Raw genomic sequence first — 25,478 nt, 5'->3', positions numbered from 1 at the left:
CTTATGCCTCACCAAGGTATGCGCGGATCACGTCCGGGTTGTTGCGAATCTCTTCCGGCGTACCGTTCGCCAGCGGCGTGCCCTGGTTTACCACGTAGATGCGGTCAGAAATGCCCATCACCAGCTTCATATCATGCTCAATCAGCAGGATGGTGGTGTCGTGATGGTCACGCAGCTCGACAATCAGCTCGTCCAGCTCTTTGGTCTCTTTCGGGTTCAGCCCTGCCGCCGGTTCATCAAGCATCAGGATCTGCGGCTGGGTCACCATACAGCGAATAATCTCCAGACGACGCTGGTCGCCGTAGGCCAGGTTGCTGGCCTGACGGTTAGCGTGCTGGAGCAGGCCGATACGGTCGAGCCAGGTGGCGGCGCGATCCAGCGCTTCGTCCTGCGCCCGGCGAAACGCGGGGGTTTTCAGCAGACCGGCGAAGAGCCCGGTTTTCAGCTGCTGATGTTGCGCCACCAGCAGGTTCTCAATCACCGTCATCTCGCGGAACAGACGCACGTGCTGGAAGGTACGCACCACGCCCATGCGGGCAATCTGCTGGCCCGGCAGCCCTTCCAGATGTTTGTCACCCAGCATGATGGTGCCGCCCGTCGGCTTATAGAAGCCGGTCAGGCAGTTGAACACCGTGGTTTTACCCGCGCCGTTCGGGCCGATCAGGGAGACGATCTCTTTTTGATGCAGATCCAGCGACACGTTGTTGACCGCCAGCAGGCCGCCAAAACGCATCATCAGGCCGTTAACGGATAATAATGGCTGACTCATGCCTGCTCTCCTTTCGCCTGAGTGCGTTTCAGCTTCAACTGTGGACGGGTCATCGGCAGCAAGCCCTGCGGACGCCAGATCATCATCAGTACCATCAGACCACCCAGCATCAACATGCTGTATTCGTTAAAGTCACGCATCAGCTCACGGGAGACCACCAGCAGGATCGCCGCGAGAATCACCGCGAACTGCGAGCCCATCCCGCCGAGGACCACAATCGCCAGCACGAAAGCGGATTCCGCAAAGGTGAAGGATTCCGGGCTGACAAAGCCCTGTCGCGCGGCAAACAGCGTCCCGGCGAAACCGGCAAACGCGGCGCTGATGGTAAAAGCGGTCAGCTTGATGCGGGTCGGGTTCAGGCCCAGAGAGCGACAGGCGATCTCATCTTCACGCAGCGCTTCCCACGCACGGCCCAGCGGCATACGCAGCAGACGGTTAATCACGAACAGGGTGAGGACCACCAGCAGCAGCGCCACCAGATAGAGCCAGATCACGCGGTCAGACGGGTCGTACTTGATACCAAAGAAGTTGCTGAAGGTATCCCAGCCGCCTTCACGGGCGGAACGGCTGAACTCCAGACCAAAGAAGGTCGGTTTCGGGATCTGGCTGATACCGTTCGGACCGCCGGTCACTTCGGTATTGTTGAGCAGCAGGATACGGACGATTTCGCCGAAGCCTAAGGTCACAATCGCCAGATAGTCGCCGCGCAGGCGCAGCACCGGGAAGCCAAGCAGGAAACCCGCTGCGGCAGAGACCAGTCCCGCCAGCGGCAGACAGGTCCAGAAGCCGAGACCGTAATAGTGGTTCAGCAGGGCGAAGGTGTAAGCGCCGATGGCGTAGAAACCGCCGTAGCCCAGCACCAGCAGGCCGGACAGGCCCACCACCACGTTCAGACCGAGACCGAGGATCACATAAATCATGGTCAGGGTGGCGATATCCACCGTCCCGCGTGAAACCATGAACGGCCAGGCTACGGCCGCCACCAGCAGCGCCACGAGGAACAGCTTCTGTTTGATGGTCGAGCCGTCGATGGCCGGCAGCACAAACTTCGGCCCGGAGACATTTTTCAGTGTCTTCTGGAAAATCGGACGCAGCAGCTGGAAGAAGAAGACCACCGCCGTACCGACAAACACCCACTGCCAGCGGATATCAGACGCGACATCCACCACCAGTTTGGTGCCGCTCAGCTCCAGCTGAACGCCCATAAAGACGCCCGCCAGCACGAAGAACATGACCGCAGAGAGCAGCGCCATTGCAAAATGCATCGGTTTCATACTTTCTCTACCTCCGGACGACCCAGGATCCCGGTCGGCATCACCAGCAGCACCAGAATCAGCAGCGCGAAGGAGACCACGTCTTTATATTCGGTACTCAGGTAGGCAGAGGAGAGGGCTTCGGCCACGCCCAGAATCAGGCCGCCGATCATCGCACCCGGAATACTGCCGATCCCGCCCAGCACCGCGGCGGTAAAGGCTTTCATCCCGGCCATAAAGCCGATGTACGGGTTGATTACGCCGTAGAACTGACCGAGCAGCACGCCCGCAACCGCCGCCATCGCCGCACCAATCACAAAGGTCAGGGCGATCACGCGGTCGGTGTTAATGCCGAGCAGGCTCGCCATCTTCAGATCTTCCGCGCAGGCGCGGCAGGCGCGACCCATGCGGGAGTAACGGATGAAAATGGTCAGGGCCAGCATGGCGAGGAAGGTCACAATCCAGATCACCAGCTGCATGGTGGTAATCGACGCCGAGAAGTTCTCGCTGGCGCCAACAATCCACTGGCCGTTGAAGAGGCTTGGCAGCGCCACATCGCGCGACCCTTCGGTCAGGCTGACGTAGTTTTGCAGGAAGATGGACATCCCGATGGCGGAGATCAGCGCGATCAGGCGCTTGGAGCTACGCACCGGGCGATAGGCTACCCGTTCGATACTCCAGCCGTAAGCGCTGGCAATGATAATCGCCCCGACAAACCCGGCGGCCACCAGCAGCCAGCTGCTGTCGATCCCCATCATCATCAGCGCGGCGATAATCATAAAGGAGACATAACTGCCGATCATGTACACCTCGCCGTGGGCGAAGTTGATCATGCCGATAATGCCGTACACCATCGTGTAGCCGATGGCGATCAGTGCATAGGTGCTTCCCAGCGTGACGCCGTTAAACATCTGCTGCAGGAAATAGAGAAACTGCTCGGACATAAGGTAACCTTTCTATTCCCGCCCGGTCATGCCGGGCGGTGGGATAATGATTATTTGGCGACCGAGGATGAACCGTCGGCGTGCCACTTAAAGACACCAAACTCAAATCCCTTCAGATCGCCTTTCTCATCCCAGTTCAGCGGCCCAATCACGGTGTTTGCCCCGTGTGCTTTTAAATCTTTAATCAGATCCTGCGGTGCTTTGCTGCCGGTACGATCCATGGCGGTCGCCAGAGATTGCACGGCGGCATAGGTGATCCACACGTACGGACCACTCGCATCTTTCTTCTCTGCTTTCAGGGCATCGACGATAGCAGCGTTGGCCGGATCCTGGTCATAGCGTTTTGGCATCGTCACCAGCATGCCTTCGCCCGCGTCGCCGGCAATGTTCGACAGCGAGGCGTTACCCACCCCCTCCGGCCCCATAAACTGGGTTTTCAGACCGACAGCGCGGGCCTGACGCAGCATCTGACCCATTTCCGGGTAGTAACCGCCGTAGTAGACGAAGTCGATGTTCTCTTTCTGCAGACGGGCCAACAGCGCGGAGAAGTCTTTCTCGCCCGCGGTGATGCCGTCGAAGAAGACCACGTTGGCGCCGCCTTTTTTCAGACCATCCTGCACCGAGCGGGCCAACCCTTCGCCGTACTGCTGCTTATCGTGAATGATAGCGATACGCTGCGGCTTGACGCTGTCGATGATGTACTTCGCCGCGGTCGGCCCCTGAGAGGAGTCGAGCCCGGCAGTACGCATGATGTACTGGTAGCCGCGCTGGGTCAGTTCCGGGTTAGTGGCGCCTGGCGTAATCATCAGGATGCCTTCGTCTTCGTAGATGTCAGACGCAGGCTGGGTGGAGGAGGAGCAGAGATGGCCAATCACATACTGAATGCCATCGTTAACAATTTTGTTGGCGACGGCGACGGCTTGTTTCGGGTCACAGGCATCGTCATATTCCACGCCGACCAGTTTGTCGCCTTTAATGCCGCCTTTGGCGTTGATGTCTTTAATGGCCTGGCGCGCGCCGTTGAACTCCATATCGCCCCACTGGGCAACAGGGCCGGACATCGCCCCTACAACAGCAACTTTAATATCTTCCGCCGCAGCGGTATGGGTGATCGCCAGTGCAACCATCCCCGCGATGATAGTTTTCGCGTTCCTTTTCATCTGTGAATCCCCATTCGTGACGTGGTGTATATATTTTGTTTTATTATGGTTAAAAAGCATTCTGTACTTTTATTAAACAACGCAACTTTTGCTATTGCCTTTAATGGTTTAGCGAGGTTTTTTGACTAAAACCAGACTAAAATCTCTATATTTCAGGCTATTAAGCAAAGATAATATTCTGAAATCTGGCAGAGATAAACAAATAAAAGTGCAGTTTGCAGCATAAAATAACGGACGAATAAGCGGAATAAATCACTGCCATTTAGGTTAATATTCTGCTTATTTTTCGATCCCTGCGTTTTCTGGCTGCGCTTTTACCTGCTAAAAAAGCAATCACCTGGGGAATGGATTTAAAAAGTGGAAGCGTCTGGCTAAATAAATTGAGTACACTGCCCCTACTCTTTTTGATTTGGACACGCGGCTAATGAAACTGACCATCCACCGTCTGGAGAACTTTAGCGACCAGGATCATATCGACCTCAACAAGATCTGGCCGGAATATTCCCCCTCCTCACTCACCGTTGATGAAACACACCGTATTTATGCGGCGCGCTTTAACGAGCGGCTGTTAGGCGCGGTGCGGGTAACGCTGAGCGGTACGCAAGGGGCGCTGGACTCCCTGCGCGTGCGCGAGGTCACCCGTCGTCGCGGCGTAGGGCAATATTTGATTGAAGAGGTGATGCGCGATAACCCGAGCGTGGCCTCGTGGTGGATGGCGGATATCGGCGTGGAAGACCGGGGCGTGATGGCGGCGTTTATGCAGGCGCTGGGGTTTACGGCGCAAAGTAACGGTTGGGAGAAGCAGTAAAAAAAACCGGGTGGCGGCTTCGCCTTACCCGGCCTGGATTCTCCGCAGCATTTTCCCAAGCATTTCGTGTTGCAGGAAGGCGGCAAGTTATGAAACCCCCGGGAGCTTACATAAGTAAGTGACCGGGGTTGAATAACGCAGCCAACGCACCTGCGGCGCGAAAGGCGACGGGAAAATTATTTTGCGTCGGTCGCGGTACCGTTAGCATGCCAGTCGAATACGCCGAACTCGAAGCCTTTCAGATCGCCCTTCTCATCCCATGACAGCGGCCCCATCACGGTCTCAACGGAGTTCGCTTTCAGCCAGGTCGCAATCTCAGCTGGTTCAGCAGACTGATTCAGACCCGCCTGCAGGGTTTGCAGTGCGGCGTAGGTGGTCCAGACGAATGCGCCGCTTGGATCCTGTTTCTTGGCTTTGATCGCATCTACGATCGGTTTGTTGGCTGGAACCTGGTCGTAGTTCTTCGGTTTGGTGACCAGCAGCCCTTCAGCAGACTCACCGGCGATATTAGACAGCGACACGTTCGCCACCCCTTCAGGGCCCATAAACTGAGTTTTCAGACCGGCAGCACGCGCCTGACGCAGGAGCTGGCCCATCTCAGGGTGGTAACCACCGTAGTAGACGAAATCGATGTTCTCTTTCTTCAGACGCGCCACCATGGTAGAGAAATCTTTCTCACCGGCGGTGATACCGTCGAAGAACACCACGTTGGCGTTGGATTTTTTCAGGTTGTCCTGCACGGAACGCGCCAGGCCTTCACCGTACTGCTGCTTGTCATGGACAATAGCGATACGCTGCGGCTTCACTTTATCGACAATATATTTCGCCGCGGTTGGACCCTGGTCAGAGTCCAGGCCAGTGGTACGCATTACCATCTTGTAGCCACGGGCGGTCAGTTCCGGCGCGGTGGCAGCAGGGGTGATCATCAGAATACCTTCGTCTTCGTAGATGTCAGACGCAGGCTGCGTGGAAGAGGAGCACAGGTGGCCGATCACGTATTTGATGCCGTCGTTGACCACTTTGTTGGCTACCGCAACCGCTTGTTTCGGGTCACAGGCATCATCATATTTTACGATCTGCAGCTTTTCGCCTTTGATACCGCCCTTGGCATTAATGTCGGCAACCGCTTGTTCTGCGCCGGTAAACTCCTGGTCGCCGTACTGCGCTACCGGACCGGACATGGCGCCAACCACGGCCACTTTGATGTCAGCCTGAGCCATGGTGCTGAATGCCAGCGCGATACATCCTGCCAGTAAGGCTTTGCCCTTCATATTCATCCTGAGAATCCCCATTGTGATGGTTATTGTGTTTGTTGTGATGTTGTTTTATGGCGCTTTATTTCGATTATGCGTCTGCCGTGCGCGCCTTTTCAGCATACTCTGCTAAAACATACCCCATTTTTATCTATTTGGAATAGCTATTTTAAAATGTATATAAGGTAAGGAAGGCTTTAACGAGTCAGCGCACAACACAGGGGTAAGTGTTTGCCGGCAGGGGGAAAACGCCCGACGGGCGCTAAAAAAACAAAACCCCCGAATTTGCATTCGAGGGTTATCGGGGTACTTCGCGGGGATTAGGCTTCGATAGCGGCGCGAAGTTTTTTCATGGCGTTCTTCTCAAGCTGACGCACACGTTCAGCGGAGACGCCGTAGCGGTCGGCCAGCTCCTGCAGGGTGGACTTGTTGTCTTCGTCCAGCCAGCGGGCACGGATAATATCCTGGCTACGCTCGTCCAGGCCTTCCATTGCGAAGGTCAGCTTGTTGGCAGCCTGCTCTTCCCAGTTGTCGTCTTCAATGCCGTCGGCAAAGTTGGACGACTTATCCTGCAGATACAGGACCGGGGCCATCGGCTGGCTGTCGGACCCATCATCGTCGGAGGACATATCAAAGGTCATGTCCTGCGCGGCCATACGGGATTCCATCTCGCGCACGTCTTTACTGGAGACGCCCAGCTCGCGGGCAACCATCTCGACTTCATCCTGGTTAAACCAGCCCAGACGCTGCTTGGTTTTACGCAGGTTAAAGAACAGTTTACGCTGAGCTTTAGTGGTGGCGACCTTCACGATACGCCAGTTACGCAGCACGTATTCGTGGATTTCCGCTTTAATCCAGTGCACGGCGAAGGAGACCAGACGCACACCCACTTCCGGGTTGAAGCGACGCACCGCCTTCATCAGGCCGATGTTGCCTTCCTGAATCAAATCCGCCTGCGGCAGGCCGTAGCCCGCGTAGTTACGAGCAACGTGAACAACAAAGCGCAGGTGTGACAGGATCAGCGTCTTAGCTGCTTCCAGATCGCCCTGGTAATGCAGCTTTTCAGCGAGCTCCTTTTCTTCCTCGGCCGTCAACATCGGCCAGGTGTTCGCAGCCCGGATGTAAGACTCCAGGTTACCAACAGGGGCTAAAGCTAAAGTTTGCATTTCTTTGGTCATTCATTCCTCTCAATCGATTCTTTCTGGCGGCGGTTTGTCCCCATCAGGCAACGAACATGCCAGAATTAATGAGCAACGAGAATATCATTCACTCTTTTATCAGACAGTGATTTTATCCACAAGTTCCGAGTGAAACTGTGAATAAATTACGCACAAAATGTGACACGGGGATGATTATGCGGGACAGAGTCAACAGGGGACTCTTTCCCTGCACGGTGATTCTCAATGCAGGGAAAGATTATACCAGAGATTTTTTAGTCAGGGGTAAAGTGACGTAAATGTTGCACGGTTGCTAACCATGCTGCGATCCAGCCGATCATCGAGCACACCAGCAGCAATAACAGGCACTCATCGAAGGTTAAGCCACTGATATTAAACTTAGTTCCAAAAACCTGCGCCACATCGGTGACGGCCGCAGAAAGTCGCATCACCAAAATTTCTGACAATATCAGTGAAAGAAATGCGCCGGAAAAACCGAGCAATGCGCCGCCATACAGGAAGGGACGCAGGATGAAACCGTCGGTGGCACCGATCAGCTTCTGTACGTTAATGGTGTCGCGACGAGCGAAGATACTCAGCCGCACGCTGTTGCCGATAACGAGGAACACTGCCGCCACCATCAGCACGCCGATCATGGCTGCGACGCGCCCGACCAGACCGGTCAGCGCCGTCAGACGGGCAAACCAGCTGTCGTCCATCCGCACTTCATCGATGCCGTTGATGCGGGAGACGCGATCGCGCAGGGTGTTCAGCGACTCGGTGCCCTGGAAATCCAGTTTCGGGATCACCACCGCCACCGCGGGCAGAGGGTTCTCCTCCAGCATATCCAGCGCGCCGCCAAACCCGGACCAGTTACGGAACTCGCCTAAGGCCTCATCCCGCGACAGGTAGTTTACCTTCTCAACGCCCTGCTCCGCCTGCAGCTGCCCCACCACCTGCGCCGCCGCGTTATCGTCGAGCGCTTTGTCGAGATAGACGGTGATCTGCGGGGAAGGATAGTACTGCGACGCTGCCTGGTTTACGTTTTTGTAGACCATGTAGCAGACGCTGGGCAGGGTCAGGGAGATGGCAATCACCATCACCGTCAGGAAGGTGGCCAGTGGTTTGCTTTTCAGATCCTGCAGCGCACCCTGGAAGGCGTACCGCACCTGTTCGTTAAAGACGTTGGTTTTGCGCGAGTTGGGTTTTGGCGCGGATTTGCTGCGCTTCGGCGCATTGCGGTTGCCGTCACCCGGGCCGCCCGCCGATTTACGAAAACGGTCGAGCTTGCTGCCAAACTGCCGCATCTGGTTCATTGCATCACGCTTATTCACCGAGGCCTCCGTGCAAATGACCGTCGCTCAGCGTCAGCATGCGGTACGAACGACGGGAGATAAGCCCCATGTCGTGCGTCGCCATCAGTACTGTCACCCCAACGCGGTTAAACTCCTCAAACAGACGCAGGATCCCTTCGGAAAGGGCGTCGTCCAGGTTACCGGTAGGTTCATCCGCCAGCAGCACCGCCGGTTTGTTCACCACCGCGCGGGCAATGCCCACGCGCTGCTGTTCACCGCCGGAGAGCTGAATCGGAAAGTTCTTCGCTTTGTCCAGCAGCCCGACCTTATCCAGCGCCGCAGACACGCGACGACGAATATCATCCCCGCTGGCACCCGCAATAATCAGCGGGATGGCCACGTTGTCGAATACCGTACGGTCCATCAGCAGATGGTGATCCTGGAAAATCATGCCGATCTGCCGACGCAGGAACGGCACTTCACGGTTTTTCAGGCGGCTAATGTCGTGGCCGCTAAACCAGATTTTCCCGGCGCTGGGCCGTTCGATCCCACAGATAAGCTTGAGCAGGGTACTTTTCCCGGCGCCGGAGTGACCGGTCAGGAATGCCATCTCGCCCGGCTGCAGATGGAAATTAATCCCCTGCAGCGCTTGTCTCCCACCGAGATAGGCCTTGCTGACGTGTTCAAAGCGAATCATTGTTAATCCTCTCGGGCAAAAAGTGCCTCAATAAAGTCGCCCGATTTAAACGGACGTAAATCTTCGATACGTTCGCCAACACCGATGTAACGGATAGGGATCCCGAACTGGTCCGCCACCGAGAAGATCACCCCGCCTTTCGCGGTGCCATCCAGCTTGGTCAGCGTGATCCCGGTCAGTCCTACCGCTTCATGGAACAGCTTCGCCTGACTGATGGCGTTCTGCCCGGTGCTGGCATCAATAGTCAGCATAATTTCATGCGGTGCATCTTCGTCCAGCTTCTTCATTACGCGGACGATCTTCTTCAGCTCTTCCATCAGGTGCGATTTATTCTGCAGACGCCCTGCGGTATCGGCAATCAGCACATCCACGTTACGCGCTTTCGCGGCCTGGATGGCGTCGAAAATCACTGATGCGGAGTCGGCCCCGGTATGCTGGGCAATCACCGGAATATTGTTGCGCTGGCCCCACACCTGCAGCTGCTCGACGGCGGCGGCACGGAAGGTATCCCCCGCGGCCAGCATCACCGATTTGCCCTGCTGTTCGAACTGACGCGCCAGCTTGCCGATGGTGGTGGTTTTACCCACGCCGTTCACGCCGACCATCAGAATAACAAAGGGCATTTTGCCTTCAATATTAAGCGGTTCGTCAACTTTTGCGAGGATTTCACCCATCTCTTCTTTCAGCAGGCCGTACAGCGCCTCGGCGTCGCGAAGCTGTTTACGGCTGGCGCTCTCGGTCAGACTGGTGATGATTTTGCGGGTGGTTTCCACGCCAACGTCAGCGATCAGGAGCTGTTCTTCCAGCTCTTCAAAGAGATCATCGTCGATTTTCTTGCCGCGGAACAGACTGATAAATCCGGAACCGAGGTTCTCTTTGGTTTTGACCAGGCTGCGTTTCAGGCGGGCGAAGAAACCTTCTTTGGTTGGTTTTTCCTGCTCCTGGGCAAGCTCTTCAACCGGCTCTTCCTCTTCGGCTACCGGGACGACAAGCACCGCTTCTTCTGCGGCTGCGGCCGCCAGCGCCTGAGCTTCGAGTTCTTCATCGCTAATAGGCTCTTCAACATCGGTCTCTGGCAGGTACTCGTCCGGGATCGCTTCCTCAATTTCGTCGAGGATCTCTTCCGGCAGCGGTAATTCTTCATGCTCAACCGCCTGCGGAGGTTCCACCTCAGCGACCGGCTCGACAATCTCTTCCACTACCACAGGTTCCGGCTCAACGGCGACAGGCTCGGGCTCAACCGGCTGTGGTTTTTCGCTCTCCTGAACCTGCTCAGTAACCTCAACCACCTCTTCGGCAAAGGCTTCTGTCTCTTCTTTGCTGTGGGCAGGCGTTTCTGCTTCTACGTCAGCGACGGTCTCAACAGGGGTTTCAGGCTGCGGCTGTTCAACAACCGCCGGCTGTTCAGCGATCTGTTGTTCTTCGTTCTGCTGCTCGGTTTCCTGCTCTTTTTGACCAAAGCCCAGCCAGGAAAAGAAGCCACGTTTTTTCTCTTTTGCCATCTGCGACTACACCCCTCGCGGTTAATTACTGGCGCTATATACATGGAAGCTAAAAAAATGATGAAATAGTTTATCACTTAACTTAACGCACATCACCGCCTGCAAGCGCAGGCCGTCGGTGTACCCGAGCAAAGATATGAAGAAACCCAACCGTGCCGCAGCGGGCCAGATACGTATTATCGGCGGCCAGTGGCGAGGCCGTAAACTGCCGGTACCGGATAGCCCCGGTCTGCGCCCGACCACCGACCGCGTTCGCGAGACGCTGTTTAACTGGCTGGCACCTTCAATGGTAGATGCCCGCTGCCTGGACTGCTTCGCCGGAAGCGGGGCCCTTGGGCTGGAAGCCCTGTCGCGCTACGCCGCCAGCGCCACGCTGCTGGAGATGGACCGCAGCGTTTCCCAACAGTTACAGCAAAACCTGGCCTCGTTGAAAGCGACACACGCCAACGTGGTCAATACTAACGCTCTCGCCTTCCTTGCGCAGGCGGGCACGCCGCATGATGTGGTGTTTGTCGATCCGCCGTTCCGCAAAGGGCTGCTGGAAGAGACGCTGACGCTGCTGGAAAACAACGGCTGGCTGGCGGATGATGCGCTAATCTACGTCGAGAGTGAGGTAGAAAACGGTTTACCGCCGGTGCCCGCCCACTGGGATCTGCACCGGGAAAAAGTGGCCGGACAGGTCGCCTATCGTCTTTATCACCGTCAATCTCAAGGAGAGACCGATGCCGGTACTGATTAATCTGGGTCGTTTACTGATGCTGGGGGTCTGGGCATTTCTGATCCTCAACCTCGTCCATCCCTTCCCGCGTCCGATGAATATCTTCGTCAACGTGGCGCTGATTTTTACCTCATTTATGCATGCCCTGCAGATGGTGATGCTGAAAAACGGTATGCCAAAAGATGGCCCGAAAATGACCGGCTGGCAGCAGCTGCGGGTGTTTATTTTTGGCGTGTTTGAGCTGCTGGTGTGGATGAATAAGTTTAAGGCGCAGGCGAAGAAATAATTTTTCCCCTCACCCCGGCCCTCTCCCCAAAGGGGCGAGGGTGAAAAGACGGCTCCGGGCGATCCCCTCTCCCCTGTGGGGAGAGGGTTAGGGTGAGGGGATATCACGGCGTCGGACTAAACCCCTCAAACCGCGATCCCTTGTAACTCAACGTCCCTTTATCCCCTACCGTCAGCTGATGGTACTGCTTCTCGTCGAGGCGAAACGTCATCTCCAGACCACCGCTTTCCGGCTTAAAGCTCGCTTCATAGCGCATGGCGGTGCCGGCGGGCGTCACCTGCTGCTGGCGGGAACGGCGGTCGTTAATCGGTTTTTCCCGTTTATTGCTCACCACTACCCGCTTTTGCAGCAGCGGGGCGGCATCGTTATCCGCCTTTTCCCGGCGCTGCTGCACGAAGCGGAATGAGGCCGCAATGACGATAATCGCGAGTACGATAATAAAAAAAAGCGGCATCTTGCTCATTGAACCATCCTTTAAGACCAGGCTGAAATCAGGATAGCGTGCCACGCTGTGCATTGCTATTGGCCCGTCTGCACCACTACACTGAAGTGAAACTGTTTATTCAACAATAACAGATACAGGGACTTAATATGCTTTGGTCATTTATCGCTGTCTGTTTCTCCGCATGGCTGTATGTCGATGCGTCCTACCGCGGCCCTGCCTGGCAGCGCTGGCTTTTTAAACCCGTCACCTTGTTGCTGCTCCTGCTGCTGGCCTGGCAGGCGCCGATGTTTAACGCCATCAGCTACCTGGTGCTCGCCGGGCTCTGCGCCTCACTGGCCGGTGATGCCCTGACCCTGCTGCCGCGCCAGCGATTGCTGTATGCCGTGGGGGCGTTTTTCTTATCGCATCTGCTCTATACCATCTATTTCGCCAGTCAGATGACGCTGTCGTTCTTCTGGCCGCTACCGCTGGCGCTGCTGGTGATTGGCGCGCTGTTGATCGCCGTAGTCTGGACGCGGCTGGAGGAGCTGCGCTGGGCGGTGTGTACCTTTATCGCCATGACCCTGGTGATGGTCTGGCTGGCGGGTGAGCTGTGGTTCTTCCGTCCGACTGCGCCGGCTCTGTCGGCCTTCATCGGCACCACGCTCCTGCTGCTGGGTAATATCGTCTGGCTGGGCAGTCACTATCGCCGCCGTTTCCGCGCCGATAATGCCATTGCCGCCGCGTGCTACTTCGCCGGGCACTTCCTGATTGTGCGCTCTCTGTATATTTAAATAGCGCTTGACTCTGGAGTCGACTCCAGAGTGCATACTGCGGCTAATGAGAAAATTATCATTACCGGAGAGTGCCATGTCGACTCCAGAAACACCTAAAAAAGTGCCGCAATTTTCGGCACTTAAGCTCGCCCCTCTTCCCGCCAAAGAGACCTGCTGCGCTGCGGATCACGCCCCGGTGCAGGCCGAACCTGGGCCTCCCGTTCAGGGCCAGCGTTATAGCTGGGTGGTCAACGGCATGGACTGTGCCGCCTGCGCCCGCAAAGTAGAAACTGCCGTCAGACAAGTGGCGGGCGTCAATCACGTCCAGGTCCTGTTTGCTACCGAAAAGCTGCTGGTGGATGCGGGGAGCAACGTCAGCGCCCAGGTCGAAGCGGCCGTCGCCAGGGCAGGCTATACGCTACGCAATGAAAATGCCCCGGCAGAAAAAACGTCCCCGCTGCGCGACAACCTGCCGCTCATCACGCTTATCCTGCTGATGGCCCTGAGCTGGGGGTTGGAGCAGTTCAACCATCCGCTCGGCAACCTCGCCTTTATCGCCACTACCCTCGTCGGGCTCTGGCCGGTGGCCCGCCAGGCGCTGCGCCTGATGAAAAGCGGGAGCTGGTTCGCGATTGAAACGCTGATGAGCGTGGCAGCCATCGGGGCGCTGTTTATCGGTGCCACGGCGGAAGCGGCGATGGTTCTGCTGCTGTTTTTGATTGGCGAAAGGCTCGAAGGCTGGGCGGCAAGCCGGGCGCGCAAAGGGGTCAGCGCGCTGATGGCGCTGAAGCCGGAAACCGCCATCCAGGTCATTCATAATGAGCGCAAAACCGTACCCATCGCCGCGTTGCGTCCGGGAGATGTGATTGAGGTTGCCGCCGGGGGGCGTCTGCCTGCCGACGGGACGCTGCTGACCGCCGCGGCCAGCTTTGATGAAAGCGCCCTGACCGGGGAATCCATCCCGGTCGATCGTTCGGCGGGGGAAAAAGTCCCGGCCGGAGCCACCAGCGTCGATCGTCTGGTGCAGCTGACGGTCCTGTCCGAACCAGGTGACAGCGCCATCGACCGCATCCTGAAGCTGATTGAAGAGGCAGAAGAGCGCCGCGCCCCGGTGGAGCGTTTTATCGACCGCTTCAGCCGAATCTATACCCCGGTGATTATGCTGATTGCCCTGCTGGTGGCCGTGGTGCCGCCGCTGCTGTTCAGCGCTGCATGGGAAGGCTGGATCTATAAAGGGCTGACCCTGCTGCTGATTGGTTGTCCTTGTGCGCTGGTGATCTCCACCCCGGCGGCCATAACTTCCGGGCTGGCGGCCGCCGCACGCCGTGGGGCGCTGATTAAGGGCGGCGCGGCGCTGGAGCAGCTGGCGCAGGTGCAGCAGGTGGCGTTCGACAAAACCGGCACCCTGACGGTGGGCAAACCACAGGTGACGGGCATTTATCCGCATGAGATCCGCGAGCAAGACCTGCTGGCGCTGGCCGCCGGGGTGGAGCAAGGTTCGACTCACCCGCTGGCGCAGGCGATTGTGCGTGAAGCGAAGTCCCGCGGGCTGACCGTTCCGGCGGCTACCGCCCAGCGTGCGTTGATGGGGTCGGGGATTGAAGCCGAAATCGCGGGCAGCAAGGTGCTGATTTGCGCCGCGGCTACCTTCCCTGCCCCGCGCTTTACGGCGCAAATCGAGGCCCTGGAGCAGGCCGGACAGACGGTGGTGATGGTGGTTCAGGATGGCGAGGCAAAAGGTCTGCTGGCGCTGCGGGATACCCTGCGGGACGACGCGAAAGAGGCCATAGCCGCACTGCATCAATTGGGCATCAAGGGAGCGATCCTGACCGGCGATAACCCGCGCGCTGCCGCGGCCATTGCCGGGGAGCTGGGGCTCGATTTCCGCGCCGGGCTACTGCCAGCGGATAAAGTGCAGGCGGTAACGGCTCTGAATGCGCAAACGCCGCTGGCGATGGTCGGAGACGGGATTAACGACGCCCCGGCGATGAAGGCGGCGACGATAGGTATTGCGATGGGCAGCGGCACCGACGTGGCGCTGGAGACCGCCGATGCGGCGCTCACCCACAACCGTCTGACCGGGCTGGCGCAGATGATCAGTCTGGCCCGCGCCACCCGCGCCAATATCCGGCAGAACATCGCCATTGCGCTGGGGTTGAAGGGGATTTTCCTGGTGACCACCCTGCTGGGAATGACCGGATTGTGGCTGGCGGTACTGGCAGATACCGGGGCGACGGTATTAGTGACGGCGAACGCGTTGCGGTTATTGCGTGGTCGGTAAAAGCGCCCGGTGGCGGCTGCGCCTTACCGGGCCTACGGTCTTGTAGGCCGGGCAAGCGCAGCGCCGCCCGGCATTATCACTACTGCATCCCCAACATCCGCGGTAACCACAGCGATATCGCCGGGATGTAGGTCACCAACCCCAACACCACCAGCAGCATGCCGTAGAACGGCAGCATCGCGCGTACTACGGTTTCGATCTTCTGCTTACTCACCGCACTGGCAACAAACAGCACCGATCCCACCGGCGGGGTAATCAGCCCCATCCCGAGGTTCACCATCATGATCATCCCGAAATGCACCGGATCGATCCCCAGCGCATTGGTCACCGGCAGCAGCACCGGGGTCAGGATCAGAATGATCGGCGCCATGTCCATCAGGGTGCCAATCAGCAGCAGCATGATGTTGATGTACATCAGGATCACGTACTTGTTGTCCGACAGCGAGGTGAAGAACTCGGTGATGCGCATCGGCAACTGCATGTAGGTCATCACCGCGCCAAACGCCGCCGCAAAGCCGATCAGGATCATAACGATCGTTACCGTCTTCACCGTGCGGCACATCAGCTTCGGCAGTTCGTTCCACTTGTAGTCACGGTAGATAAACATGGTGACAAAGAACGCCCACAGACAGGCAACCGCCGCGGATTCGGTGGCGGTAAAGATCCCCGACAAAATGCCGCCGAGAATAATCACTACCGTCATCAGCCCCCACAGGGCATCGAAGAAAATCTTCAGCGCCTGCTTAAAGGGGATCCTTTCGCCTTTTGGATAACCGCGCTTATGGGCAAAGCCCAGGCACAGCACCATCAGACAGACCCCGAGCAGCAGGCCCGGCAGGACGCCCGCGATAAACAGCGTCGCAATCGACACCGTACCGCCTGCCGCCAGGGAGTAGATCACCGAGTTGTGGCTGGGCGGGATCAGGATCGCCTGCACCGAGCCGCTGGCGGTCACCGCCGCCGCGTACTCACGCGGATAACCCTTCTTCTCCATCTCCGGGATCATCACGCTGCCGATGGAGGCAGTATCCGCCACCGACGAGCCCGAAATCGCACCGAAGAAGGTCGAAGCGACGATATTCACCAGCGACAGTCCGCCGCGAATAAAGCCGACAAAGATATAGGCAAAGTTCACCAGTCGGCGGGCAATGCCCCCTTCCGCCATGATCGCCCCCGCCAGGATAAAGAACGGGATCGCCAGCAGGGTAAATTTATTCACCCCGCTGGTGATCTGGATCATCAGCGCCTCCAGCGGCAGGTCAATCCACAGCGCACCAGCCACCGCACTTAACCCGACGGCAAAGGCCACCGGCATCCCCAGCGCCAGTAAAATGGCGAGGGTGAAGAGCAAAACAAACGCATCCATGATCCACCCCTTAACCGTGGTTGCCGATCATCACGACCGGGCGGTTTTCCTGAGAGCCAAACATCAGGCGCTCGAGGACGAACAAAATGAGGATCGCCGAGCCGATAGGCAGCGGCAGGTAGCTCTCACCCGAGGTGAGGACCGGGAACTCGGCCACCGGCTGTTCCCACAGTTCGATGCAGAGCAGGTAGCTGTACCAGAAGATGATCAGCGAGATCAGCAGCATCAGCGCATCCACCACCTTCGCACACAGCGCTTTCAACGCCGCAGGCAGGCGGTCGGTGAGCATATTCACCGCGATATGCGATCCGGCGCGATACCCCACCGCTGCGCCGATAAAGGTAAAGGTCACCATGCAGATAATGGCTATCGGCTCTGGCCACGACTCGCCGCGGTTAAGGACGTAGCGGGAAAAAATCCCAATCGGGATCACGATGGTCATCACCAGCAGCGAAATGCCCGCCACCGCCATGGCGAGCAGGTACAGGCGATCCATCCACTTCAAATAGCGTTCGGACATACGTCCTCCACAACGAGGGGGTTACTGAACGTCAGCGATGGCTTTCATCAGATCCTGATGCTTGTTGCCATACTGGGCGCGCACCGGCTCTGTCGCCTTCACGAAGACCGCTTTATCAATGTCGTGGAACTGTACGCCACCCGCTTTCATCTTCTGCAGCGCCTCGTCGTTGTAGGCCTGCCACAGCTTGCGCTGCTCAAACTGCGCTTCGCGGGCGAGGGTCAGGATTTTTTGCTGTTCGTCGGCGCTCAGTTTGTCCCATTTCACTTTGGAGTAGAGCAGCATTTCCGGGGTGATAAAGTGGCCGCTGAGGGTGTAGTTTTTGGCAATCGGCATGTAGTTATGGGCGATAAAGGTTGGCGGGTTGTTCTCGGCCCCGTCGATAACGCCGGTCTGCATGCCGCTGTAGACTTCACTTACCCCCATCGCCACGGAGTTGGCCCCCATATCTTTCAGCGTGGCCAGCGCCACCGGGCTACCCTGGACGCGGATTTTCTTACCTTTCAGATCTTCCGGTTTCACGATGGGATCTTTGGTGATCAGGTTACGGGTGCCGGAGTCCATCCAGCCGAGGAACACCAGGCGCGATTTCGGGTTGGCGGTGAGTTTGTCGCCGATGGATTTACCGATATCGCCGTCGATGACTTTGTGCATATGGTCTTCGTCGCGGAAGACGTAGGGCAGCGTAAAGACTTCGATATCCGGCAGGATGGCGGCAACCGGGGCCATGGAGACGCGAATCATGTCAATCGCCCCCATCTGCGCCTGCTCAATCATCTGCTTTTCATCGCCCAGCACGCCGCCCGGGAAGACTTTGATATCCAGCTTGCCGTCGGTTTGTTGTTTGAGTTTTTCACCCATGTGCTGCACTGCCACCACGTTCGGATAGCCTTCAGGATGCACATCGGCAGCTCTGATGGTTTGCGCGGAAACAGAGCAGGCAAAAGCAGACAGGCACAGAGCGGCCAGCAACGGCTTGAGGGTCGTTTTCATTGAGTCAACTCCAGGGTAGTGAGGTAAGTATCGGAACGTTGTTTTAGTTTTGAACGTTTAAAAACTAGCCCAATGCCTGGAAAGCGTAGGTGAAGCGCCTCACAAAAAGCGCTAAATAATGAAATGGTGGTTCAGATTTGTGCGGGATGTCATGCCGGGTGGCGGCTACGCCTTACCCGGCCTACGCGTAGGCCCGTGCAAGCGAAGCGCCGCCGGGCAAAATGGCATTAGCCTTTGCGGATAAGATATTTGTACGGCAGCGCTCCGGTCTCCTGCGCCAGCAGCTCATGTTCCATAAAGGTACAGAAGCCCGGAATATCGCGGGTTGTGGCCGGATCGTCAGCAATAATTAACAGCGTTTCACCGGATTGCATATTGCGCACGGTTTTGCGCACCATCATCACGGGTTCCGGGCAGCGCAGGCCCTGAGCATCAAGGGTATGGTCCGGGTGGGTAAGCAGATCGGTCATCTCGGTCTCGTCCAGATAAAAACGGCAGTAGTTTACGCCGCAGGCGGAGCAAAGCAAACCAGGTTAACGATTGCGTGAAAATTAGCCATTGCAAACTGTCGTTAAAGCAGTATCATGCGGCGGCTTTATTGGGTTCCCTCACCCCAAATACTAATCAAAAAGGTCACAATATGACGCAGTTCTCTCAATCGCAGCGCGTAAAAGCGTTGTTCTGGCTTTCGCTTTTCCATCTGCTGGTGATCACCTCCAGTAACTACCTGGTGCAGCTGCCGATCTCCATCTTTGGTTTTCATACCACCTGGGGCGCGTTCAGTTTCCCGTTTATCTTCCTTGCGACCGATCTCACCGTCCGTATCTTTGGCGCCCCGCTGGCCCGACGCATTATTTTTGCCGTCATGCTTCCGGCGCTGTTTGTTTCGTACGTGATCTCCTCGCTGTTCTATATGGGCAGCTGGCAGGGCTTTGAGGCGTTGACGCACTTCAACCTGTTCGTCGCCCGTATCGCCGCCGCCAGCTTTATGGCCTATGCGCTGGGGCAGATCCTCGACGTGCATGTGTTTAACCGCCTGCGACAGAACCATCGCTGGTGGATGGCCCCGACTGCCTCCACGCTGTTCGGCAACGTCAGCGATACGCTGGCCTTTTTCTTTATCGCCTTCTGGCGCAGCCCGGATGCGTTCATGGCGCAGCACTGGATGGAAATTGCCCTCGTGGACTACGCCTTTAAGGTGCTTATCAGCCTGGTGTTCTTCCTGCCGATGTACGGCGTGCTGCTGAATATGTTGCTGAAAAGATTCGCGGATAAATCTGAAATCCCGGGATTGCAGGCTGGTTAAAGGTTCCCCAGAACAGTTGTGATAAGATGGATTGATGCGCCGTTATGGCCGTTTATCGAAAGGAAGAATGTAATGCGCAATCTGGTTAAATATGTCGGGATTGGCCTGCTGGTGATGGGGCTGGCAGCCTGTGATAACAGCGACACCAAAACGCCTGCTCAGGCTGCGTCTGCTGAAAGCAACGCGACGGGTCAACCGGTCAGCCTGATGGATGGCAAACTCAGCTTCTCTCTGCCAGCCGATATGACCGATCAGAGCGGCAAGCTGGGCACCCAGGCGAACAACATGCACGTCTATTCCGATGCCACCGGGCAAAAAGCGGTGATTGTGATCGTCGGGGATGACACCAATGAAGACCTGGGCGTGCTGGCAAAACGTCTGGAAGATCAGCAGCGCAGCCGTGACCCGCAGCTGCAGGTGGTGACCAACAAATCCATCGAGCTGAAAGATCACAAAATGCAGCAGCTGGACAGCATTATCTCTGCCAAAGGCCAGACCGCTTACTCCTCCGTGGTGCTGGGCAAAGTGGACAACAAGCTGCTGACCCTGCAGATCACGCTGCCTGCTGACGATCAGCAGAAAGCGCAAACTGCCGCAGAGAACATTATCAATACCCTCGTGATTCAGTAAGTTCTCACGATGACATGGCCTCCGCTGGAGGCCATTTTTTTAGCCGCCACGTCAGCAGTAACGCCACCACCACCAGCCCCGCGGCCGCCAGATAGATAACCGGCACCCCGGCCCACGCCATCACCAGCCCGGCCAGCGGCCCGGTAATCCCCAGCGACATATCCATAAACACCGTGTAGGTCGCCAGCGCCGCGCCCTGGTTCTGCTGCGGTACCGCTTTAACCGCCACCACCCCCAGCGCCGGGAACACCAGCGAGAAACCCGCCCCCGCGAGGAAGACCCCGATCCGCGCCATCCACGGCGCATCGGCGATACCGGTCAGCAGCAGGCCGATAATCTCAACAGCAAAGCAGATGATGGCCACGTTCAGCCCGCCCAGCCGATTGATACCGTTCGGGAACAGCAGCCGCGTCCCGACGAAGGCACAGCTGAACAGGGTCAACGCAAAGGCTGCGCCGTCCCAGCCTTTATCGGCGTAAAACAGCGTAATGAAGGTGGCGATCACCCCAAAGCCTGCCGAGCCGAGGGCCAGCGCCATGCCGTAGGGCCAGACCCGCCCCAGCACCGCACGAAACGGCATCGGCTTGCCTTTGCTGGCTTTAACTTTTGGTCGCGGCAGGGCAAATAAAATCGCCAGCAGCGCCACCACCATAATAGTGAGCGCCAGCCCGCTCAGGCCGGTGTAGCGATAGCAGAGCACCCCCAGCGGAGCCCCCATCGCCATCGCGCCGTAGGTCACAATCCCGTTCCAGGAGATCACCCGCCCGATGTGCGATGCCCCTACCACCCCCACGCCCCACAGCGTGGAGCCGGTTCCGGCAAGACTTTGCCCGACGCCGAGGATCACCCGGCCCAGACAGAGCAGCACCAGGCTCACCATCGGCCAGGCGCTGGTTAACCCGGCGAGAAAATAGCTCACCCCGCTCAGGAAGCAGCCGCAGAGTCCCAGCACCACAATGCTTTTCGGGCCAAACAGGTCGGCATAGCGCCCGGCATAAGGGCGACTTAACAGGGTGGCGAAGTATTGCAGGCTGATCACCAGGCCCGCCCAGAAGGCACTAAAGCCCATGATTTCATGGACATAGCCCGGCAGAACGGCGAGCGGCAGACCGATAGTCAGGTAGCTGGCAAAGTTGAAAATAACGACGGAAACAATACGCAGGTTGAGGCGTAATCCACTCAGTGCCGGTTCGGCGGCGGGTTCGGGCATCAGGTTCACCAGAATTTTTACAACAGTGTTTCACTATTACCATGCCAGGGGCAGAAATGCAGCAGCGACTTTAAGATTAACGGCCTCCGCCGAAGCGCTGCGCGCGCACTACACTTATGAGCATCTTAGAAGAGGAAACACTATGTTAACCACCCCACCCGCTAAACCGGGTCTTACACAGCCTGATAAATCCGGTCTGCACATTCTGCTCAAACTGGCCTGCCTGGTGGTGATCCTCGCCGGCATCCACGCTGCAGCGGATATTCTCGTGCAGCTATTGCTGGCGCTTTTTTTCGCCATCGTCCTTAACCCCCTTGTCACCTGGTTTTTGCGCCGCGGGGTGAGCCGCCCGCTGGCTATCACCATTGTGGTGGTGGTGATGCTGATTGGCCTGACGGCGCTGTTTGGGGTGCTGGCGGCTTCGCTCAATGAATTTGCCGCCATGTTGCCGAAATACAATAAAGAGCTGACGCGCAAACTGGTCGATGTGCAGGAGATGTTCCCGTTCCTCAACCTGCATATCTCCCCGGAGCGAATGCTACGACGGATGGATTCGGAAAAGGTGATGACCTTTGCCACCGCCTTAATGACCCAACTGTCCGGGGCGATGGCCAGCGTTCTGCTGCTGGTGATGACGGTGGTCTTTATGCTGTTTGAAGTGCGCCACGTGCCGTACAAAATGCGTTTTGCTCTCAATAATCCGCAGATCCACATCGCTGGCCTGCACCGGGCGCTGAAGGGCGTCTCCCATTATCTGGCGCTGAAGACGCTGCTCAGCCTGTGGACGGGTGCCATTGTCTGGCTGGGGCTGACCCTGCTGGGGGTGCAGTTCGCGCTGATGTGGGGCGTGCTGGCCTTCCTGCTCAACTACGTGCCCAACATTGGCGCGGTGATCTCCGCCGTCCCGCCGATGATCCAGGCGTTTCTGTTCAATGGCCTCTATGAGTGCGCCATGGTGGGGGCGCTGTTCCTGATCGTCCATATGGTGCTGGGCAATATCCTGGAGCCACGGATGATGGGCCACCGGCTGGGAATGTCCACCATGGTGGTGTTCCTGTCGTTACTGGTCTGGGGCTGGTTGCTGGGGCCGGTGGGGATGTTATTGTCCGTTCCGCTTACCAGCGTCTGTAAGATCTGGATGGAGACCACCCAGGGGGGCAGCAAGCTGGCGATCCTGCTCGGGCCGGGCCGACCAAAAAGCCGCTTACCGGGGTAACGCTGCACATGTACGAAAAGGACACCCTCAGTGCGCTTGAGGCCATCACCGAAGCGCAACGCATCGCCTTTGCCCCGATGCTGTTTCAGACCGCGCTCTGTCTGCGTAACACCGGCGTTCTCGCCTGGCTGGACCAACAGGGAGAGCGCGGCGCTTCAGTTGATGAGATCGTGGCGAACAGCACGCTCAGTGAGTATGGCGTGGGCGTATTGCTGGATATGGGATTGAGCGGGCGGATAGTGACGCGCCGGGAGGGGCGCTATTATCTGGCCAAAATTGGTCATTATCTGCTGCATGACAGCATGACCCGCATCAATATGGATTTCACCCAGGACGTTTGCTATCAGGGCCTGTTTCATCTTGCCGATTCACTGAGCGCGGAGAAACCGGCTGGCCTGGCCGTCTTTGGCGAATGGCCGACCATTTATCCGGCCCTGTCGGCGTTGCCAGAGCAGGCGCAGCGGAGCTGGTTTGCGTTCGATCACTTCTATTCCGATGGCGCATTCGACGCCGCATTGCCCCTTATATTCGCAAGCTCACCGACAAAATTGTACGATGTCGGCGGCAATACGGGTAAATGGGCGCTACGCTGCTGCAGATACGATGAAAACATCGCCGTGACGCTGCTCGATCTGCCGCAGCAAATTGCACTGGCCGAGGCAAATATCGCAAATGCAGGATTATCTCATCGTATTGGATTCTATCCTGTCGATATGCTTAGCGACGCTGCTCTGCCGGTTGAGGCTGATATCTGGTGGATGAGCCAGTTCCTGGACTGCTTCTCACCCGATCAGATTGTTACCCTGCTGGGCAAGGTAGCGAAGGTAATGAAGCCCGGTGCCCGTTTGTGCATTCTGGAACCGTTCTGGGATGCGCAAAAATTCGAAGCGGCCTCCTTCAGCCTGAACGCCACCTCGCTCTATTTCACCTGTATGGCGAACGGCAACAGCCGTTTTTATAGCGTAGAGAAATTTTACCACTATCTGGAGAGCGCAGGCTTCCGGGTAGAACAACGGCATGACAATCTCGGGGTGGGCCATACCTTACTGATTTGTCAGAAAAATGAACAATAACGCGGTCTGATTGTTGGCGGCGTTACCGAAAGACGGATTGATCGCGGACGCGCGCAGATGAAATTTGCACTTAACATTCTCGACTGGCATGCAAGAGCGCCAGGCCTTTGCGATGCCAGTCAATGGCAGGCATGGTCGCAGGGCTTGCACGCTATCGATCCTGCTGCGCCGCAGGCCAAACTGACCGATCTGCCGATGATGACCGCCCGCCGCCTCAGTTCCGGCAGTAAGCTGGCGGTGGATTGCGGCCTGGCGCTGGTGCGAAAACACGCCGTTGATGCCGTGGTCTATACCAGCCGTCACGGCGAGCTGGAGCGTAACTATCGCCTTCTGCATGCGCTGGCCACCGGGCAGGATGTTTCCCCGACTGACTTTGCCATGTCGGTCCACAACTCCGCGGTGGGCAATCTGACTATCGCGGCGCGTCAGCCGATTGTTTCGTCGTCCCTTTCCGCCGGCATGGATACTTTTCAGCAGGGTTTGTGCGAGGTGCTAAGCCTGCTGCACGCCGGGTATACCCGGGTGTTAATGGTCGATTTTGATGGTGCCCTGCCCGATTTTTACCGCCCCGCGCTTCCGGCTCAGATGCCGACCTGGCCCTATGCCCTGGCGCTGGTCATCGAAGCCGGTGACACCCTGCGCTGCGAAACCCAGCCCGTCGGTGGCAACCAGGAGCCCTCCCTGCCGCAGAGCCTGCAGTTTCTGCGCCACTATCTGCGTGACGATCGGCAGTTTGCGGTGCCCGGCGAGCGCCTGCGGTGGCAGTGGACGCGTGCATGACAGGGCTTATGACAATCCTCAACCGCGGCTGGCGACGGCTGATGACCGGCTTGTGCTTCGTACTGTTTGGCGTGGGCGGGCTGCTGCTGTCGCTGGTGTGGTTCAACCTGTTGAACCTGGTCCAGCGCGATCGCGCGCGTCGTCGCCGCCTCGCCCGACGCAGTATTGCCGCCAGCTTCCGGGCATTTTTATCCGTCGCCCGTGCTCTGGGCGTGCTGGATTATCGCGTCGATAATGTCGACGCGCTGCGACAGGAACGCGGCTGCCTGGTGGTAGCGAACCATCCGACGCTGATTGATTACGTGCTTATCGCCTCGGTAATGCCGGAAACCGACTGTCTGGTGAAAGGTGCCCTGCTGCGTAACCCCTTTGTCAGCGGGGCGATCCGCGCGGCGGATTACCTGATCAACAGCGAAGCCGATACCCTGTTAAGCACCTGTCAGCAGCGGCTGGCGCAGGGTGAGACGTTACTGATTTTCCCGGAAGGCACGCGCACCCAGGTGGGAAAAGCCATTAAGCTGCAACGCGGTGCGGCCAATATTGCCGTGCGCTGCGGCAGCGATCTGCGGGTGGTCATTATCCACTGCAGCGAGCATCTGCTCGATAAACAAAGCCGTTGGTATAACATACCGCCGAACAAACCGTTCTTTACGGTCGATGTCCGGGAGCGAATAGGTATTCATGATTTTTACGATGCAGCAGTACATGAACCGGCTCTGGCGGCAAGAGAACTCAACCGGCACCTGCAGCATCGCTTAACTGCCGGTCTTCAATCTTTGTCAGGAATTAATGATGCAAGCGCTCTACCTTGAAATTAAAAATCTAATCATTACTACCCTCAATCTGGACGAATTGACCGCAGAGGATATCGATACGGATGCCGCGCTGTTTGGCGATGGGTTGGGCCTTGACTCGATCGATGCCCTTGAGCTGGGCCTGGCAGTAAAAAACCAGTACGGCGTGGTGTTATCTGCCGAAAGCGAAGAGATGCGTCAGCATTTCTACTCCGTCGCCACCCTGGCCTCTTTTATCACCGCTCAACGCGCCTGAGATCGAATTTA

At 57.5% G+C, this 25,478-nt stretch carries 26 protein-coding genes and 1 pseudogene; 12 read left to right on the top strand and 15 right to left on the bottom strand.

Going from position 1 to position 25,478, the window contains the following annotated elements:
* Position 1 precedes the first annotated feature (1 nt).
* The 4 genes from livG to livK are packed head-to-tail and all read right to left on the bottom strand — an operon-like array spanning position 2 to position 4,126.
* A complete protein-coding gene (livG, locus tag LG383_RS20465; RefSeq protein ID WP_106995248.1) occupies positions 2-769 on the bottom strand; it encodes a high-affinity branched-chain amino acid ABC transporter ATP-binding protein LivG in 768 nt (255 codons plus the stop codon).
* Positions 766-2,043 carry a high-affinity branched-chain amino acid ABC transporter permease LivM gene (locus tag LG383_RS20460; protein ID WP_106995249.1) on the bottom strand — a complete coding sequence of 426 codons (1,278 nt, stop codon included), beginning with the start codon at positions 2,041-2,043 and terminating at the stop codon, positions 766-768. The genes livG and LG383_RS20460 overlap by 4 nt, the downstream gene beginning before the upstream one ends.
* A complete protein-coding gene (livH, locus tag LG383_RS20455) occupies positions 2,040-2,966 on the bottom strand; it encodes a high-affinity branched-chain amino acid ABC transporter permease LivH (RefSeq protein WP_106995250.1) in 927 nt (308 codons plus the stop codon). The genes LG383_RS20460 and livH overlap by 4 nt, the downstream gene beginning before the upstream one ends.
* 50 nt (positions 2,967-3,016) lie before the next feature.
* On the bottom strand, positions 3,017-4,126 hold the full coding sequence (livK, locus tag LG383_RS20450; protein ID WP_225760042.1) for a high-affinity branched-chain amino acid ABC transporter substrate-binding protein LivK: 1,110 nt from the start codon (positions 4,124-4,126) through the stop codon (positions 3,017-3,019).
* 424 nt (positions 4,127-4,550) lie between these two features.
* Between livK and panM the strand changes: the two genes are divergently transcribed.
* Positions 4,551-4,934, top strand: a complete 384-nt coding sequence (gene panM, locus LG383_RS20445; protein ID WP_225760041.1) for an aspartate 1-decarboxylase autocleavage activator PanM — start codon at positions 4,551-4,553, stop codon at positions 4,932-4,934.
* A gap of 176 nt (positions 4,935-5,110) precedes the next feature.
* Here panM and LG383_RS20440 read toward each other — a convergent pair whose 3' ends face one another.
* The 5 genes from LG383_RS20440 to ftsY all read right to left on the bottom strand — a co-directional run bounded on the left by LG383_RS20440 (position 5,111) and on the right by ftsY (position 10,838).
* Positions 5,111-6,211, bottom strand: coding sequence for a branched-chain amino acid ABC transporter substrate-binding protein (locus LG383_RS20440; RefSeq protein WP_106995255.1), 1,101 nt, complete (start codon positions 6,209-6,211; stop codon positions 5,111-5,113).
* Positions 6,212-6,507: 296 nt separating this feature from the next.
* Positions 6,508-7,365, bottom strand: a complete 858-nt coding sequence (gene rpoH / locus LG383_RS20435; RefSeq protein ID WP_225760040.1) for an RNA polymerase sigma factor RpoH — start codon at positions 7,363-7,365, stop codon at positions 6,508-6,510.
* A 254-nt stretch (positions 7,366-7,619) separates the two neighbouring features.
* Positions 7,620-8,678: a permease-like cell division protein FtsX gene (gene ftsX, locus LG383_RS20430; RefSeq protein WP_225760039.1), complete on the bottom strand. Its 1,059-nt coding sequence runs from the start codon at positions 8,676-8,678 to the stop codon at positions 7,620-7,622.
* Entirely contained in the window at positions 8,671-9,336 is a 666-nt protein-coding gene (gene ftsE, locus LG383_RS20425; RefSeq protein WP_106995258.1) for a cell division ATP-binding protein FtsE, read from the bottom strand. The genes ftsX and ftsE overlap by 8 nt, the downstream gene beginning before the upstream one ends.
* A gap of 2 nt (positions 9,337-9,338) precedes the next feature.
* Positions 9,339-10,838 carry a signal recognition particle-docking protein FtsY gene (gene ftsY / locus LG383_RS20420; protein WP_225760038.1) on the bottom strand — a complete coding sequence of 500 codons (1,500 nt, stop codon included), beginning with the start codon at positions 10,836-10,838 and terminating at the stop codon, positions 9,339-9,341.
* 136 nt (positions 10,839-10,974) lie between these two features.
* Between ftsY and rsmD the strand changes: the two genes are divergently transcribed.
* Both rsmD and LG383_RS20410 read left to right on the top strand, forming a co-directional pair.
* Complete coding sequence (rsmD, locus tag LG383_RS20415; RefSeq protein WP_106995260.1) at positions 10,975-11,577, top strand: 16S rRNA (guanine(966)-N(2))-methyltransferase; 603 nt, start codon at positions 10,975-10,977, stop codon at positions 11,575-11,577.
* Entirely contained in the window at positions 11,561-11,842 is a 282-nt protein-coding gene (locus LG383_RS20410; protein WP_106995261.1) for a DUF1145 family protein, read from the top strand. Before rsmD ends, LG383_RS20410 begins: the two co-directional genes overlap by 17 nt.
* 103 nt (positions 11,843-11,945) lie before the next feature.
* Here the strand turns inward: LG383_RS20410 and LG383_RS20405 are convergent, their stop codons facing one another.
* Positions 11,946-12,305, bottom strand: coding sequence for a DUF2500 domain-containing protein (locus LG383_RS20405; protein WP_106995262.1), 360 nt, complete (start codon positions 12,303-12,305; stop codon positions 11,946-11,948).
* A 128-nt stretch (positions 12,306-12,433) separates the two neighbouring features.
* Between LG383_RS20405 and LG383_RS20400 the strand changes: the two genes are divergently transcribed.
* The gene (locus LG383_RS20400; RefSeq protein WP_225760037.1) at positions 12,434-13,060 is read left to right on the top strand and encodes a lysoplasmalogenase; all 627 of its coding nucleotides are present in this window, start codon (positions 12,434-12,436) and stop codon (positions 13,058-13,060) included.
* A gap of 76 nt (positions 13,061-13,136) precedes the next feature.
* Positions 13,137-15,323: a Zn(II)/Cd(II)/Pb(II) translocating P-type ATPase ZntA gene (gene zntA, locus LG383_RS20395; protein WP_225760036.1), complete on the top strand. Its 2,187-nt coding sequence runs from the start codon at positions 13,137-13,139 to the stop codon at positions 15,321-15,323.
* 79 nt (positions 15,324-15,402) lie between these two features.
* On the opposite strand, the gene LG383_RS20390 is transcribed toward zntA, so the two are convergent.
* The 4 genes from LG383_RS20390 to tusA form a co-directional block, all read right to left on the bottom strand.
* On the bottom strand, positions 15,403-16,689 hold the full coding sequence (locus LG383_RS20390; RefSeq protein ID WP_106995265.1) for a TRAP transporter large permease: 1,287 nt from the start codon (positions 16,687-16,689) through the stop codon (positions 15,403-15,405).
* A gap of 10 nt (positions 16,690-16,699) precedes the next feature.
* On the bottom strand, positions 16,700-17,209 hold the full coding sequence (locus LG383_RS20385; RefSeq protein ID WP_225760035.1) for a TRAP transporter small permease: 510 nt from the start codon (positions 17,207-17,209) through the stop codon (positions 16,700-16,702).
* Between the two features lie 21 nt (positions 17,210-17,230).
* Positions 17,231-18,202 carry a TRAP transporter substrate-binding protein gene (locus LG383_RS20380; RefSeq protein ID WP_106995267.1) on the bottom strand — a complete coding sequence of 324 codons (972 nt, stop codon included), beginning with the start codon at positions 18,200-18,202 and terminating at the stop codon, positions 17,231-17,233.
* A 227-nt stretch (positions 18,203-18,429) separates the two neighbouring features.
* On the bottom strand, positions 18,430-18,672 hold the full coding sequence (tusA, locus tag LG383_RS20375) for a sulfurtransferase TusA (protein ID WP_106995268.1): 243 nt from the start codon (positions 18,670-18,672) through the stop codon (positions 18,430-18,432).
* Positions 18,673-18,842: 170 nt separating this feature from the next.
* On the opposite strand from tusA, the gene LG383_RS20370 reads away from it, so the two are divergent.
* Together LG383_RS20370 and LG383_RS20365 are read left to right on the top strand one after the other, a co-directional pair.
* Entirely contained in the window at positions 18,843-19,508 is a 666-nt protein-coding gene (locus LG383_RS20370; protein WP_106995269.1) for a 7-cyano-7-deazaguanine/7-aminomethyl-7-deazaguanine transporter, read from the top strand.
* A gap of 72 nt (positions 19,509-19,580) precedes the next feature.
* A complete protein-coding gene (locus tag LG383_RS20365) occupies positions 19,581-20,138 on the top strand; it encodes a DcrB family lipoprotein (RefSeq protein ID WP_106995270.1) in 558 nt (185 codons plus the stop codon).
* Positions 20,139-20,142: 4 nt separating this feature from the next.
* On the opposite strand, the pseudogene LG383_RS20360 reads toward LG383_RS20365, so the two are convergent.
* A pseudogene (locus LG383_RS20360) lies at positions 20,143-21,391 on the bottom strand (MFS transporter).
* Positions 21,392-21,490: 99 nt separating this feature from the next.
* Between LG383_RS20360 and LG383_RS20355 the strand changes: the two are divergent.
* The 5 genes from LG383_RS20355 to LG383_RS20335 are packed head-to-tail and all read left to right on the top strand — an operon-like array spanning position 21,491 to position 25,467.
* On the top strand, positions 21,491-22,564 hold the full coding sequence (locus tag LG383_RS20355; protein ID WP_106995272.1) for an AI-2E family transporter: 1,074 nt from the start codon (positions 21,491-21,493) through the stop codon (positions 22,562-22,564).
* Between the two features lie 8 nt (positions 22,565-22,572).
* A complete protein-coding gene (locus LG383_RS20350) occupies positions 22,573-23,637 on the top strand; it encodes a methyltransferase (protein ID WP_225760034.1) in 1,065 nt (354 codons plus the stop codon).
* Between the two features lie 57 nt (positions 23,638-23,694).
* On the top strand, positions 23,695-24,417 hold the full coding sequence (locus LG383_RS20345) for a beta-ketoacyl synthase chain length factor (RefSeq protein ID WP_225760033.1): 723 nt from the start codon (positions 23,695-23,697) through the stop codon (positions 24,415-24,417).
* Positions 24,414-25,229, top strand: a complete 816-nt coding sequence (locus tag LG383_RS20340) for a 1-acyl-sn-glycerol-3-phosphate acyltransferase (protein ID WP_225760032.1) — start codon at positions 24,414-24,416, stop codon at positions 25,227-25,229. Before LG383_RS20345 ends, LG383_RS20340 begins: the two co-directional genes overlap by 4 nt.
* Positions 25,210-25,467: a phosphopantetheine-binding protein gene (locus LG383_RS20335; RefSeq protein ID WP_106995276.1), complete on the top strand. Its 258-nt coding sequence runs from the start codon at positions 25,210-25,212 to the stop codon at positions 25,465-25,467. Before LG383_RS20340 ends, LG383_RS20335 begins: the two co-directional genes overlap by 20 nt.
* The last annotated feature ends 11 nt before the right edge of the window (positions 25,468-25,478 follow it).

This window comes from Leclercia sp. Marseille-Q4284 (genome assembly GCF_916618945.1).
Taxonomy (GTDB): domain Bacteria; phylum Pseudomonadota; class Gammaproteobacteria; order Enterobacterales; family Enterobacteriaceae; genus Enterobacter; species Enterobacter tamurae.
The sequence above is the reverse complement of the archived record's forward strand: the minus strand, read 5'-3'. Positions and strand labels throughout refer to the sequence as shown.

Excerpts from the sequence above, each read along its gene's own strand:
- LG383_RS20385 (WP_225760035.1), bottom strand. The coding sequence starts at position 17,209 with ATGTCCGAACGCTATTTGAAGTGGATGGATCGCCTGTACCTGCTCGCC.
- tusA (WP_106995268.1), bottom strand. The coding sequence starts at position 18,672 with ATGACCGATCTGCTTACCCACCCGGACCATACCCTTGATGCTCAGGGC.
- LG383_RS20355 (WP_106995272.1), top strand. The coding sequence starts at position 21,491 with ATGTTAACCACCCCACCCGCTAAACCGGGTCTTACACAGCCTGATAAA.
- LG383_RS20440 (WP_106995255.1), bottom strand. The coding sequence starts at position 6,211 with ATGAATATGAAGGGCAAAGCCTTACTGGCAGGATGTATCGCGCTGGCA.
- zntA (WP_225760036.1), top strand. The coding sequence starts at position 13,137 with ATGTCGACTCCAGAAACACCTAAAAAAGTGCCGCAATTTTCGGCACTT.
- LG383_RS20380 (WP_106995267.1), bottom strand. The coding sequence starts at position 18,202 with ATGAAAACGACCCTCAAGCCGTTGCTGGCCGCTCTGTGCCTGTCTGCT.
- ftsY (WP_225760038.1), bottom strand. The coding sequence starts at position 10,838 with ATGGCAAAAGAGAAAAAACGTGGCTTCTTTTCCTGGCTGGGCTTTGGT.
- livK (WP_225760042.1), bottom strand. The coding sequence starts at position 4,126 with ATGAAAAGGAACGCGAAAACTATCATCGCGGGGATGGTTGCACTGGCG.
- LG383_RS20335 (WP_106995276.1), top strand. The coding sequence starts at position 25,210 with ATGCAAGCGCTCTACCTTGAAATTAAAAATCTAATCATTACTACCCTC.
- rpoH (WP_225760040.1), bottom strand. The coding sequence starts at position 7,365 with ATGACCAAAGAAATGCAAACTTTAGCTTTAGCCCCTGTTGGTAACCTG.
- LG383_RS20345 (WP_225760033.1), top strand. The coding sequence starts at position 23,695 with ATGAAATTTGCACTTAACATTCTCGACTGGCATGCAAGAGCGCCAGGC.
- LG383_RS20365 (WP_106995270.1), top strand. The coding sequence starts at position 19,581 with ATGCGCAATCTGGTTAAATATGTCGGGATTGGCCTGCTGGTGATGGGG.
- LG383_RS20350 (WP_225760034.1), top strand. The coding sequence starts at position 22,573 with ATGTACGAAAAGGACACCCTCAGTGCGCTTGAGGCCATCACCGAAGCG.
- panM (WP_225760041.1), top strand. The coding sequence starts at position 4,551 with ATGAAACTGACCATCCACCGTCTGGAGAACTTTAGCGACCAGGATCAT.
- LG383_RS20370 (WP_106995269.1), top strand. The coding sequence starts at position 18,843 with ATGACGCAGTTCTCTCAATCGCAGCGCGTAAAAGCGTTGTTCTGGCTT.
- LG383_RS20340 (WP_225760032.1), top strand. The coding sequence starts at position 24,414 with ATGACAGGGCTTATGACAATCCTCAACCGCGGCTGGCGACGGCTGATG.
- LG383_RS20405 (WP_106995262.1), bottom strand. The coding sequence starts at position 12,305 with ATGAGCAAGATGCCGCTTTTTTTTATTATCGTACTCGCGATTATCGTC.
- livH (WP_106995250.1), bottom strand. The coding sequence starts at position 2,966 with ATGTCCGAGCAGTTTCTCTATTTCCTGCAGCAGATGTTTAACGGCGTC.
- LG383_RS20390 (WP_106995265.1), bottom strand. The coding sequence starts at position 16,689 with ATGGATGCGTTTGTTTTGCTCTTCACCCTCGCCATTTTACTGGCGCTG.
- livG (WP_106995248.1), bottom strand. The coding sequence starts at position 769 with ATGAGTCAGCCATTATTATCCGTTAACGGCCTGATGATGCGTTTTGGC.
- LG383_RS20460 (WP_106995249.1), bottom strand. The coding sequence starts at position 2,043 with ATGAAACCGATGCATTTTGCAATGGCGCTGCTCTCTGCGGTCATGTTC.
- ftsE (WP_106995258.1), bottom strand. The coding sequence starts at position 9,336 with ATGATTCGCTTTGAACACGTCAGCAAGGCCTATCTCGGTGGGAGACAA.
- LG383_RS20400 (WP_225760037.1), top strand. The coding sequence starts at position 12,434 with ATGCTTTGGTCATTTATCGCTGTCTGTTTCTCCGCATGGCTGTATGTC.
- LG383_RS20410 (WP_106995261.1), top strand. The coding sequence starts at position 11,561 with ATGCCGGTACTGATTAATCTGGGTCGTTTACTGATGCTGGGGGTCTGG.
- rsmD (WP_106995260.1), top strand. The coding sequence starts at position 10,975 with ATGAAGAAACCCAACCGTGCCGCAGCGGGCCAGATACGTATTATCGGC.